The sequence below is a fragment of the Luteibacter jiangsuensis genome (assembly GCF_011742555.1).
GTDB classification, from domain to species: Bacteria; Pseudomonadota; Gammaproteobacteria; order Xanthomonadales; family Rhodanobacteraceae; genus Luteibacter; species Luteibacter jiangsuensis.
Genome location: NZ_JAAQQR010000002.1, coordinates 474,323 through 487,053, shown reverse-complemented (window position 1 = coordinate 487,053; position 12,731 = coordinate 474,323). Strand labels below are relative to the sequence as shown.

Sequence of the window (12,731 nt, the reverse complement as noted above, 5' to 3'; positions counted from 1 at the left end):
GGGCCTGATTTGGGCACGGGCGGTGGGTCAGTTTACCATTGGCCCCTCTCTTTCGACGCGCATGCCGCGAGGCTACCGATGATCCGCAGCATGACCGCCTACGCTTCCGCCGAGCGCGCCGGCCCTTCCGGCACGCTCACCTGCGAGCTACGTACCGTCAATCACCGCTACCTCGAAATCAGCCCGCGCCTGCCCGACGACATGCGCGGCTTCGAGAGCGCCCTGCGCGAGCGCATCGCCACCCGCCTGTCCCGCGGCAAGGTGGACGTCACCGTTCGCCTGCGCGCCGAAGCCGGCTCCGGCGAAGGTCTGCGCATCGACGGCGCGGTGCTGTCCCGCCTCTCCGAGCTTGCCCTGGATCTGGAACAACGCTTCCCGCGCATGCAGGTGCAGTTCACCGAGCTGCTTCGTTTCCCCGGCGTGCTCCAGCAGCCGGAAGCGGACGCCGATGCGGTGCAGGCGGCGCTCCTGGGCGTGCTCGACCAGGCCCTTGCCGCGCTGGGCGACACCCGCGCCCGCGAAGGCGGCAAGCTGGCCGAGATGCTCCGCGAACGCCTCGACGCCGTGGAAAAGATCGTGGCCGATGTACGCGGCTGGCTTCCGGAGATTCGCACCGCGCTGCGCGCGCGTCTCGAAGCCCGCCTCGCCGATATCCGTCAGCCGGCCGATCCGGGCCGCCTGGAACAGGAACTGGTACTGCAGATCACGCGGATGGACGTGGACGAGGAACTCGACCGCCTCGCCACTCACATTTCCGAGGCACGCCGCGTGCTTGCCCTGAAGGAACCGGTTGGCCGTCGCCTCGACTTCCTCATGCAGGAATTCAACCGCGAGGCGAACACGCTGGGCTCGAAATCCGTCGATTCGCGCACGACCAACGCCGCCGTTGAACTGAAGGTGCTGATCGAGCAGATGCGCGAGCAGGTGCAGAATATCGAGTGATGCCTATTCGATGAAGGAACGGGCGCTGCACCTGGAATGGATGTTCGGGACGAACAGCGCGCTCAATTTGTTTTGAATCCGGCGTCGGAGAGGCGGAGGCACCGTGGAAGCTGACTACGTCATCGTGGGGGCGGGGCCAGCGGGTTGCGCGCTCGCGCGCCGACTGGCGGACGCGCCGTCGAAGCCATCGGTCGTCTTGCTGGAAGCGGGGCCGCCCAAACCATCCTTCCTGTCGATCATGCCGATCGGGCTCGGGCCGCTGGTCGGCCGCCGCAACCGCTACAACTATGGCTTTCGCACGGTTCCGCAACCGGGACTCAACGGTCGCAGGGGATTCGTACCGCGCGGCCGCGGCGTCGGCGGGTCGAGTCTCATCAATGCCATGTGCTTTATTCGAGGTCAGCGCGAGGACTATGACGGCTGGGCTGCAGCGGGATGCGCCGGCTGGAGTTGGGACGACGTTCTGCCTCTCTTCAAGCGGTCAGAGGCGAACACACGTGGCGCGAGTGAATGGCACGGAGCAGACGGACCGCTTGTCGTCAGCGACCTGCCTTCGCCGAGCCCGGTTGCCCTCGACTTTATCGCTGCTGCGGAGGCTGTAGGCTATCGGCGGAACAATGATTTCAACGGTGCCGAGCAGGAAGGCGTCGGGCTTTATCAGGTCTTCCAGCGTCACGGGCGCCGCCTGGATGCGGGGCGCGCCTATCTGCACGATGGTGTCGCACGATCGAACCTCACGATTGTGGGCAACACGACGGTCGAGCGCGTTCTATTCGACGGACGCCGTGCAGTCGGGGTTTCCACGCGGAATGCGAACGGCCTGAACCAGGTGCGGGCGCGCCGCGAGGTCATCCTGAGTGGCGGTGCCATCGCCTCGCCACAGCTTTTGATGCTGTCCGGTATCGGCGATGCCGCACAACTCCATGATCTTGGTATCGAGGCGATCGTCGACGCGCCTGAGGTCGGCCTCAACCTTCAGGATCACCTGGACTATACGGCGAACGTGCGGATGAAAGGGCCCGGTCTTTTCGCCTACAACCCGCTCGCCATGGCACGCGCGGCGCTTACGCTCCCTGCCTATTTCCGGGGGCGCGGCTCGCTGACCAGCAACGCCGCGGAGGCGGGGGGCTTCGTGTGCAGTGATGTATCGCAAGACCGGCCCGATCTCCAGTTTCACTTCACGATTGCCATCGTCGACGATCATGGCAGGCATTTCCACTTCGCGAACGGCGCGGCGCTTCACGTTTGCGCCCTCCGCCCGAAGAGCCGGGGCTCGGTGAAGCTGGCACGGCCTGACATTGCCGAAGATCCTCTCATCGATCCCGCATTCCTGTCGCATTCCGACGATCTCGAGCTGATGATGAAGGGCGCGCGGATCGCTCATCGCGTCTGGCAGGCTGCTCCGCTCGCCCGGTTTGGCCCACGCTTGCTTTACGGGCGCTTCGATGCCGACGATGCGGAGCTTGAGGCGATGATCCGGGCGCATGCTGATACCATTTATCATCCGGCCGGCACATGCCGCATGGGGCCGGACGATCGTTCGGTCGTCGACGTCGCCCTGCGTGTGCGCGGTGTCGAAGGATTGAGGGTGGCGGACGCTTCGATCATGCCAACGTTGGTCAGCGGCAACACCGAAGCTCCCTCCGCGATGATCGGCGAGAAGGCGGCCGACCTTGTTTTGGGGTGCTGAGATGACAGGTTTCGATGCCGGGAATCTCCTGACGCTGCAGCGGGCCGCATTTCGGGCGCAGGGTACGCCCGACGCCCGGACCCGTAAGGATGCGCTCAGCCGTCTCGAACATATGCTGCTCGCCAATATCGATCGCATGGTGGCGGCAATCGATGCGGATTTCGGCGGTCGGGCGCGGGCCGAGACCGAGCTTCTGGAGTTCGTTCCTGCCCTGCGCGCGATTCGCCATGCCCGCCGTCATGTCGCGCGGTGGATGAAGCCGCAGCGGCGATCGATCGACCTGGTCTTCCAACCAGCCAAGGCATGGGTGCGGCTCGAACCGCTTGGCGTCGTCGGCATTGTGGCGCCCTGGAACTATCCGTTGCTGCTGTCGGTCGGCCCGCTGTGCGACGCGCTGGCGGCAGGTAATCGTGCATTGATCAAGCCGTCTGAACTGACCCCGGCATTCTCCACGCTGCTGCACGAACTGGTTGCCGACGCCTTCGATCCTTCCGAGGTCGCCGTCATTGTCGGCGACGTTACAGTGGCTGAAGCGTTCACTGCACTTCCATTCGACCACCTGGTATTCACCGGTTCGACGGCGGTTGGGCGGAAGGTCATGCGAGCTGCGGCGGAAAACCTGACGCCGGTGACGCTCGAACTTGGCGGCAAATCACCGGCGATCGTGGCACCTGACTATTCCCTGGAGAAAGCCGCGCGCTCGGTCGCGTTCGGAAAATTTCTCAATGCCGGGCAGACCTGCATCGCGCCCGATTATGCGCTTGTTCCGAATGGACAAGCGCAGGTGTTCGCGCGACTCGTGCTCGAAGCCGCAAAGCGCGGTTATCCGACCGTCTCCGATAACGACCAATATAGCGCCGTGATAACCGCAAGGCATCGCGATCGCCTCAACGCTGCGATCGCCGAGGTTCGCGACGCCGGTATCGAGGTGCTGACGTTCGATGAACAGCCCGCCACGTCCGCAAAGATCGCTCCGACCGTCGTCATCGATCCGCCGTCCGAATGTATGTTGATGCGTGAGGAGATTTTCGGTCCTGTTCTGCCGATCATCTCGTACCATGCGATCGACCAGGCATCCGGCTTTGTGGCCGATCGCGACAGGCCACTCGCCCTCTACCTGTTCACAAACGATGCCCGAACGCGTGATCGCGTGCTGGATACCGCCACTTCAGGAGGCGTCACGCTGAATGGCACGCTCCTCCATATCGCGCAGGAAAATCTCCCCTTCGGCGGTGTCGGGCCTAGTGGCATGGGCGCTTACCACGGTTATGAAGGGTTCCGTCGGCTGAGCCATGCGCGATCGGTTCACGCCGTCGGTTTCGTCAACGTCTTCGAGAAGCTCGGCCCCCCTTGGGGCAGGGTCAGCGCGGCGATATCACGCTTTCTCGCCCGCCATTGATATTCCTGACGTGCCCGATATCACGTATGCAGCGGCGCGGGTTCCTGGGCCACGCTTTCCCAGATGCCTTCCAGGAGAAGATGCCGGACACGCGGGACATATTCGGTCTTCGCGTCTAGCACGCGTGCGCGGACCTTGTCGCTGAAGGAAACGACCGTGCGGCCGCGGTCGCAGATGGCCGCCACCACGTTCGCACTGCCCGCGGCGCGTCCGGCCGTGAGTGCGGTCGTCGACGGTGTGCACATCGTGCCCGTCGCTGCCGCGTAGTGGCCCTCGTACACTTCGACGCGGTCCGCGCTGCCGTCCTTCAGGTCGTTCGTGGGCCCCGTCCATGCATTACCTCTGACGTCGTACACGTCGACATGTCCATCGGGTTCGTGGAACACGAACGGCATGTGTTCCATCCGGGCGGCCCACAGGTCATAGGTGTCGCCGTCCTGCACGGTTCTGGTTTGCAGGTGGGCGGCGCAACCCGTGGAAAGTGCGGCAACCAAGAGCATGATGCCGAGGCATGGCTTCCGGTGTGGCATGGCTTGAATCTCCTGATGAGTGGGGGCGTAGCGCTCAGGGCGCGTTCGGCGTGGCGGGTTTCCGCGTTACAGGGCTGTCAGTGCGAGAAAGCCGAAGTTCGCCGTCCCAGCCGCCGCCGAGGGCGCGGATGAGATCGACGCTGGCCTGCAACTGGCGGGTGTGGACCCTTTCTGCCGTGCGCTCCGCCTGGAGGGCGGCTGTCTGCGCAGTGACCACTTCCAGGTAGCTGACGACGCCTTCGTTGTAGCGATTGGTCGCCAGGGTCTGCGACTGTTTGGCCGCTTCGGCGGCGGCGCCTTCCTGTTCGCTTTCCCGGCCGAGTTCCTGTAACAGCGTGAGGTTGTCTTCGACCTGCTGGAATGCGTGGAGCACCACGTGCCTGTACTGCGCCGATGCGGAAGCGAACTCCGCCCTGGCTTCGGCTTCGCGTCCGCGTCGCAGTCCTCCGTCGAAAAGATTGAAGGATGCGAGTGGACCCAGACTCCAGAACTGGTTGGTCGCGCTCAGCAGCCGGCCGTGGCCGACGTCCTGGAAGCCGAAGGCGGCACTGAGGCTGACGTCCGGATAGAACGCCGCGCGTGCCACGCCGATGGCCGCATTGGCCGCGAATGCACGGCGCTCGGCCGCCGCGATGTCCGGTCGGCGTTCGAGCAGCGTGGACGGCACGCCCAGGGGAATCTTCGGCAAGGGCACGGCCGCTTTCTGCGGCGGCAGCGAGAATGTGGAGGCCGATTCGCCGATCAGTGCGGCGATGGCGTGCTCCGTGAGCGCACGCTGCACGCGTAGTTCCGTGGCTTGTGCCTGCGCATCTGCCAACTGGGCATTCGCGCGCGCCACATCCAGACCCGAGGAAACACCGCCGTCCATGCGGTTCTGCGTGATCTGCTGGCCCTCGCCGAATGCCTTCAACGAATCCTGGACGATCTGCGCCTGGACGTCGTAGCCGCGGAGCTTGATATAGAGGTCGGCCAGTTCCGCCTGGAGGCTCAATCGAGCCGAGGCCAGGTCTGCTTCCGCCGCCTGGGTCTGCGCACGCCCTGTCGCGACTTCGTTACGGATGCGTCCCCACAGATCGAGCTCGTAGCCCGTGGAGAACGCGAACGTACGAGTGTCGTACTCGTTGGGCTGGTTCGCGCCACGCAGGGGGCGGCGACCGGACTGGCGATCGCGGGTCGGGCTGGCGCTCACGCCGGCTTGCGGCTGTTGCGCGGCACCCAGTTGCTCGAGAAACGCCTGCGAGGCATCCACACGTGCCAGTGCGATGGCGAGGTCGGGATTGTCGGCGTTGAGGCGACCTTCCAGACGATCGAGCACCGGGTCGCTGTACGCGGTCCACCAGGGGCCACGCGCCGCCTCGTCTTTCGGCGCGGCGATCGTCCAGCCTTCGGGGTTGCTCGCACCCTTGAACGCGTCGGGCAAGGGACCGGCCGTGGGCCGGCTGTACTCGGGCGCCAGCGAGCAGCCGGCCAGCGCCAGGAGCACACCAAGGGACAGCGACCGGCGAACGACATCACGCATTCTTGGCATGGCTCGGCTCATCGCGCACAGGCTGGGCGATCTGCACCAGGTCGCCCTGGGCCAGCGAATCGGTGGGGTGATCGATGATGCGATCGTCCGGGCGCAGGCCTTGGTCGATGATCAGCTTGTCGCCCAGGTCCATGGCGATGTGCACGTCGCGCAACACCACATGATCGTCCTTGCCCAGCACGGCGATCTGCGGCCCGGCCGCCCGGAAGAGCAGGGTGGTGGCGGGCACGGTGACCGATCCGTCGGGTGCGTGAGTGGCCATCTGCACTTCGGCGAAGTCGCCAGGCAGAAGATCCTGGCGTGGGTTCTCCACCTTGAACTGGGCCAGCAAGGTCCCGGACGTGCGGCTGATGGAGCGCGAGGTGCCGATGAGTGTGCCATTGACCGTTTCGCCGCCATGGCCAAGCACCAGAAGCTTCACTTTCATCCCGGGCAAGATGCTCGACGCGTAACTCTGCGGCACCTGCGTGTAGAGGCGCATCTTGCTCGTGTCGGCAATGGAGAACAGCGGCTGCCCGCCGTCGCTGTTGGCGGTGATGAGGTCGCCGATATCGGTGTTGCGCGCGGTGACGGTGCCGTCGAACGGAGCGACGATCTTCTTGAACGATTCGAGCGCCGCCAGCCGGTCCACATCGGCCTTCGCGGCCAGTTCGTTGGCGCGGGCGGTTTCCGCCTCGCTCGCCTTCTCGTCGGCTTCCTGCTTGGATACCGACCGCGACTGCAAGAGGTTTTGCCAGCGCCTGGCGGTCGTGTCTGCCAGGCGCACGTTGGCTTGCGCACGGACCAGTTCGGCCTTGGCCTGTTCGAACTGCTGGTCGAGTTCCGGCGTGTCGATGAGGGCGAGCACCTGGCCGGCCTTCACCTTCTCGCCGATGTCCACGTTCCATTGCTTGAGGTAGCCACCGACACGCGCGTGGATGGGCGTGGCGATCCACGCGTCCAGGTGGCCGGGTAACGTGAGGCCTTGCGTATCGCTCAGGGCCGAGGCGGAAATCGTCTGGACCGAAGGCGTCAGTTGTGCCTGCGTCCAGGTGTCCAGTTCTCGCGATTCGACCGCGCGGAGCGAAAGCCCGGCGACGACCCCCACCGACGCGAGAACCACGCCGATGGCAAGCGCCAGGCGAACACGGGGAGGACGCCCCGGCATGGGGGCGGGAGCTTCATGAGACATGGGAGGGGTTTCCGATCAGGCGGTCTTCAGAAGGAACAGGCGCAGCGCGGCCATGCACGATGGCGAAGATGACCGGCACGAAAAGCAGCGTCGCGAACGTGGCGAAGAGCAGGCCGCCGATGACGGCGCGGCCCAGGGGCGAGTTTTGCTCGTGGGTCAGCGCCATGGGCAGCATGCCGATGATCATGGCCAACGCCGTCATGCAGACGGGACGGAAGCGAGTGAAGCCCGCCTCCAGCGCGGCCTTGAAGGCGTCGCCATGTTCGGCCAGACGCTCGCGACAGAAGCTCACCACCAGGATGGAGTTCGCGGTCGCCACGCCCATGCACATGATGGCGCCGGTAAGGGCGGGCACCGACAGGGTGGTGTGGGTCAGGAACAGCATCCACACGATGCCCGCCAGCGCTGCCGGAAGCGCGGTGATGATCACGAACGGATCCAGCCAGGACTGGAAGTTCACCACGATCAGCAGATAGATCAGGACCACGGCACCGACGAGGCCGAAGAGCAGGCCGCTGAAGGCCTCGTTCATGGTGCCCACCTGGCCGTGCAGGCTCACCAGCGTGCCGGCCGGGCGCTTCGCGGCGAATCGGTCGAGCACCTTCTGCACGTCGGCGGAGACGCCGCCCAGGTCGCGTCCCTGGATCGAGGCGTAGATGTCGTACGAGGGCATGATGTTGTAGTGCGACACCACCGCATCGCTGGGCCCGCGCGTGAAGCTGGCCAGACCGCCGAGGATCTGCGTGGAGCCGTTGACGGCAGACGTCACCGGCAGCGCCTTCAGGTCGGACATCGAGTCCATCCGGTACTGCGGCGTCGACGCCACGATCGCGTACGACACGCCGTTCTTCGGGTTCAGCCAGAAGGCCGGTGCGACCTGCGAACTGCCTGCGAGCGACGCCACCATGCTGTTGGTCACGTCGCGCTCGGTGATGCCGAGGCCGTCGGCGCGGATGCGGTCGACCTTGACGTTGAGCTGGGGGTAGCTGGAGCTCTGTTGCAGGCGCACGTCCACGATGCCGTCGATCTTGCGCATCTCCTTGAGGATCGCTTCGGCATAAGCCTCGTTCGCCTTGCGATCGCGGCCGGCGATCGATACATCCAGCGGCGCCGGCGCGCCGAAGTTCAGGATCTGGCTGGTCATGTCCGAAGGCAGGAAGGCGAACTGCGTGCCGGGGAACTGCCGCGGCAGGATCTCGCGCAGCTTCTTCATGAATTCGGCCGCGGGACGGTGGCCCTCCTTCAGCACGATCTGGATGTCGCCGTCCTGCGATCCGATGGTGCCGCTGCTGCTGTAGACGAGATTCACACCGGACAGCGGAAGGCCGATGTTGTCGATAATGGCGTCGAGTTCGTCCGGCGGAATGACTGACCGGATGGCGCGCTCGATGTGGTCGAATTCCGCCGCTGTTTCCTCGACGCGCGTACCCATCGGGGCGCGCACGTGCAGCGAGAGCGAATCCGCGTCCACCTCGGGGAAGAAATCCCGGCCCAATGCCGGTATGAGGGCGAAGGAAGCGAAGACGAACGCCAGGAAGCCAAGCACGAAACGCTTGCGATGGGCCAGCGCCACGCCCAGCACGGCGTAGTAGGTGTCTCGCACGCCAGTGAAACGCTGCTCGAAGCCCAGCTGGAACGCGATCAGGCCACGCACGAAGGGGTTGCGGCGCTTCTGCGCATGACGATCGCCTTCGTGATGGTTGATGACCTGGTCCTCGGGATGATTGCCCGGACCCGTCTCCACCGTATGCGGCTTGAGGAGGAACATCGCCAGCGTGGGCACGAGGGTTCGCGAAAGGACGAACGAAGACACCATGGCGAAGATCACGGCCAATGCCATCGGCCGGAACAGGAAGCCGGCGATGCCGTCGAGCATGAACATCGGCACGAAGACGATGCAGATGCACAGCAGCGACACGAACGCCGGCGTCACGATCTGTCTGGCGCCGTCCATGATGGCGTCGACGACGCCCTTGCCCTGCTCGAGGTGCCAGTTGATATTCTCGATGGTCACCGTGGCATCGTCGACGAGGATGCCTACCGCCAGAGCGAGACCACCCAGGGTCATCACGTTCAGGGTCTGCCCGAAGACGGCCAGCAAAGCGATAGCCGACAGGACCGCGAGCGGGATCGACAGCGCGATGATCACGGTCGAGCGCCAACTGCCCAGGAACAGCAGGATCATGACCGAGGTCAGCACGGCGGCGATGATGCCCTCGCGCGCGACCGAGCTCACCGCGGCTTTCACGAAGAGGGACTGATCGCCGAGGAGGTTCATCTTCAGCGACTTGGGCTGGGTCTCGGCGATCAGCGGCAACAGCTTCTTGATGCCCGCCACCACGTCCAGCGTGGAGGCGTTGCCGTTCTTCAGTGCCGGCATGAGTACCGCCCGCTTGCCGTCCACGCGCACCACGTTGTTCTGTGGCGGCGCGCCGTCGCGAACATGCGCAACGTCGCCGATCGTGATGGTGGCGCCGTTGACTGTCTTGATCGGCAGGTTGTTCAGCTCGTCAATGGCCGTCGGGCTGTTGTTGAGCTGGACGTGGTACTCGTAGGTGCCGATCTTCGCGGTGCCGACGGGGATGATCTGGTTCTGCGTCGCCAACGCATTGCCGACATCCTGTGCGGATAGGCCCTTGGCCGCCAGCGCCTGCGGATTCAGGTCGAGCGTTACCTGCTTCTGCTTGCCGCCGTAAGGTGTCGGAATGGCCACGCCTGGGACCGAAATGAGCGTGGGGCGCATGAAGTTCTGCGCGATGTCGCGGATCGTCGCCTCTGACAGGATGGGGCTGGAAAGCGCCATCTGCAGCACCGGTACGGTGGACGCGTTGTAGTTGAGGATGAGCGGGGGCGTGATGCCCGGCGGCATCTGCTTTACCACGGTCTGCGAGATCGAGGTTACCTGGGCGGTGGCGGTACGGATGTCCACGCCGGGCTGGAAGAAGATCTTGACGATGCCCACGCCGGGTAGCGACTGCGACTCGATGTGCTCGATATCGTTGACCGATGTGGTCAACTGACGCTCGTAGTAATAGATCACACGTCCCGACATCTGCTCCGGCGGCAGGCCGTTGTACGTCCAGACCACGCTGATCACCGGAATGCCGATGTTCGGGAAGATGTCCGTGGGCGTCTTGATGGCGGCCAGGGGGCCCGCAATGAGGATGAGCAGGGCAAGGACGATGAACGTATAGGGGCGCGACAGCGCGATGCGTACCATCCCTAACATGCAGCGGAACCTCCGCGGGGCGGTTGCGGCAGCCGGGTGCTGCCAGGCCTGGCAGCGGATCGGTGAGGCGCGGTGAGGTTCATGGCCACTCGCTGGGACTCGGGCAGAATCGCCCACGCCCATTGTTCGGTCCGAACCTTGTGGAAATCTTTTGTCTTGCTTTGGACGCCGGCCGTCAGCCGTCGAGCGCCTCGATGTGGATTCGCACCAAGAGGCCGCGCGCCGACGGGCCGTTGAGCAATTCGATCGAACCTTCGTGCAGCTCGACCGCGCGTTGCACGATGCTCAGACCCAGGCCGTAACCTGGTTCCTTGGTGTCGCTGCTCCGCTCGAAGCGCTTGAACGCCAGCGCACGACGGTAGAGCGGTATGCCTGGTCCGTCGTCGCAGACTCCGATGACGACGATGCCGCCATCGCGTTGGATCGAGATATCCGCCCGTCCGCCCTCGGGTGTGTAGCGCAGCGCGTTCTCCACGAGGTTGCGGAACATGGCCGTCAATGCGACCTCGTGGCCGGCCACGCGAACCACAGGCTCCTCATGCGTGAGGCTGAGCGCGATGTCCTTCTCGGCGATGAGCGGTGCCAGTTCCTCGACCACCTCCGTCGCCAGCACGATCAGGTCCAGTGGGATGCGTTGCTCGGCGGCCGCGCCGGCTTCGAGGCGCGCGATGGCCAGGATCTGCTCGATGCGTCGCCCCAACCGTCCCAGGCTGCGCCGGGCGCTATGCAGGGTGAACTCAAGTTCGGCCGGATCGTTGGCGATCAGCGCGCTCTCCAGGTGAATGGTCGTCGCCGCCAGCGGCGTGCGCAGTTCATGGGCCACATCGCCGGCGAACCGGTGCTCGCGTTCGATCACGTCCTCCAGCCGTTCCAGCTGCTCGTTGAGCGTGGCGATCAGCGGCTTGATCTCGCCCGGGGAGCGCTCGATGGCGATAGGTGTCCGGCTGCGTGGGGCGCGCTCGGAGAGTACCTGGGTGAGCCTGTTCAAAGGGCGCAACCCCTGCTTGACCGCCAGGCTCGCGAGCAAGGCCAGCAAGGGCAGGCCGATGAGGAGGGGTAACGAGTGTTCGAGGACGAGTTCCCGCGTGATGTCGGCCCGGTTCTCCGCCCGTTCGCCGATGCGCACCGTGAGGTTGAAGCGGTTGGTCAGCGTGAACAGCCGCCAGCCCGCCCCATCGTGTTCGATGTCGCTGAATCCGCGCTCGCCTGGCGCGGGCGGCGGCAGGTCCGCCAGGTTCGCCGTGGCGGCAATGAGCGTGCCCTGCGGGTTGTAGGCCTGGAAGCCCACTTCGGGTTCGTAATTCTTTGCGTGAACCGCCACAACAACCGTGCCGCGTTGGGCGGCGGTGACGAGTTTGACGGCGCGTCGGGCATCCGCATCGCTGTAGCCGCGCTGGCTGTCCGCGATCAGGGTGCCGAGCGTGCGCCCGGCCTGAGCGAGGCGCCCATCCAGCAATTTCACCATCTCTGCCCGCTCGCGCTGGTAGCTGATGGCGCCCAGCGGGATCAGCACCGCCACCTGCACGGCGATGATGAGCCAGGTCAATCGTGCGCGGAGGCTGAGGGCGGGCATTTGGGTTCCCGGGGCATCATGTAGCCGATACCGCGCACCGTGTGGATGAGTTCCGGACTGAGCTTGCGGCGCAGCCAGTGCACGTGCACTTCGATGGCGTTGCGGTCGACCACTGTATCGAACCCGTATACCGAGCTCTCCAGGCTCTCGCGCCGGACGATGCGCCCTGCGCGCTCCATGAGGATGCGGAGCACCGCAAATTCGCGGCGGGTCAATGTGATGCATTCGCCGCGGAAAGCCACGTCGGTCGTCCCGAGATTGAGGACAAGGCCGGCGACCTCGATGCGATTGTCGACCAGACCCTGCGCACGCCGGGTCAGCGAGCGGATGCGCGCGGCCAGCTCGCCGAGGTGGAAGGGTTTGACCAGGTAATCGTCGGCACCCATGTCCAGGCCCCTGATGCGCGCCTCCGGCGCATCGCGGGCGGTCATGATGAGGATGGGGGTCTTGATGCCGGCGCGGCGCGCCTGCTGGAGCAGGTCGATACCGTCCCGTCCTGGCAGACCCAGGTCGAGGAGGATGAGGTCGAACGACGCATCGGGCAGCGCATTCGCTCCGTTGCGGCCATCGGTGAGCCATGTCACCGCATACGACTGCTGCTCCAGGGCGTGTTTGATGGCTTCGCCCAACTCGACGTCGTCTTCCAGGAGGAGGATATGCATGGTCGTT

Annotated in this window: 9 protein-coding genes; 3 read left to right on the top strand and 6 right to left on the bottom strand. The window is 65.2% G+C overall.

What is annotated here, in order from left to right:
- The first annotated feature begins 78 nt into the window (after window positions 1-78).
- The 3 genes from HBF26_RS05805 (at window position 79) to HBF26_RS05795 (ending at window position 4,031) form a co-directional block, all read left to right on the top strand.
- Entirely contained in the window at window positions 79-942 is an 864-nt protein-coding gene (locus HBF26_RS05805; RefSeq protein ID WP_167123984.1) for a YicC/YloC family endoribonuclease, read from the top strand.
- 103 nt (window positions 943-1,045) lie between these two features.
- The gene (locus HBF26_RS05800) at window positions 1,046-2,632 is read left to right on the top strand and encodes a GMC family oxidoreductase N-terminal domain-containing protein (RefSeq protein ID WP_167123982.1); all 1,587 of its coding nucleotides are present in this window, start codon (window positions 1,046-1,048) and stop codon (window positions 2,630-2,632) included.
- Window position 2,633: 1 nt separating this feature from the next.
- Entirely contained in the window at window positions 2,634-4,031 is a 1,398-nt protein-coding gene (locus tag HBF26_RS05795; protein WP_167123980.1) for a coniferyl aldehyde dehydrogenase, read from the top strand.
- A gap of 20 nt (window positions 4,032-4,051) precedes the next feature.
- On the opposite strand, the gene HBF26_RS05790 is transcribed toward HBF26_RS05795, so the two are convergent.
- From HBF26_RS05790 to HBF26_RS05765, 6 genes are all read right to left on the bottom strand, one after another.
- Window positions 4,052-4,561, bottom strand: a complete 510-nt coding sequence (locus HBF26_RS05790) for a hypothetical protein (protein WP_167123978.1) — start codon at window positions 4,559-4,561, stop codon at window positions 4,052-4,054.
- 34 nt (window positions 4,562-4,595) lie between these two features.
- Window positions 4,596-6,089: an efflux transporter outer membrane subunit gene (locus HBF26_RS05785; RefSeq protein ID WP_205287593.1), complete on the bottom strand. Its 1,494-nt coding sequence runs from the start codon at window positions 6,087-6,089 to the stop codon at window positions 4,596-4,598.
- Window positions 6,073-7,260: an efflux RND transporter periplasmic adaptor subunit gene (locus HBF26_RS05780; RefSeq protein WP_167123976.1), complete on the bottom strand. Its 1,188-nt coding sequence runs from the start codon at window positions 7,258-7,260 to the stop codon at window positions 6,073-6,075. The genes HBF26_RS05785 and HBF26_RS05780 overlap by 17 nt, the downstream gene beginning before the upstream one ends.
- Window positions 7,250-10,489: an efflux RND transporter permease subunit gene (locus HBF26_RS05775; protein WP_167123974.1), complete on the bottom strand. Its 3,240-nt coding sequence runs from the start codon at window positions 10,487-10,489 to the stop codon at window positions 7,250-7,252. Before HBF26_RS05775 ends, HBF26_RS05780 begins: the two co-directional genes overlap by 11 nt.
- Window positions 10,490-10,664: 175 nt before the next feature.
- Complete coding sequence (locus tag HBF26_RS05770) at window positions 10,665-12,062, bottom strand: sensor histidine kinase (protein WP_167123972.1); 1,398 nt, start codon at window positions 12,060-12,062, stop codon at window positions 10,665-10,667.
- Window positions 12,032-12,724 carry a response regulator gene (locus HBF26_RS05765; protein WP_167123970.1) on the bottom strand — a complete coding sequence of 231 codons (693 nt, stop codon included), beginning with the start codon at window positions 12,722-12,724 and terminating at the stop codon, window positions 12,032-12,034. Before HBF26_RS05765 ends, HBF26_RS05770 begins: the two co-directional genes overlap by 31 nt.
- Between the last annotated feature and the right edge of the window lie 7 nt (window positions 12,725-12,731).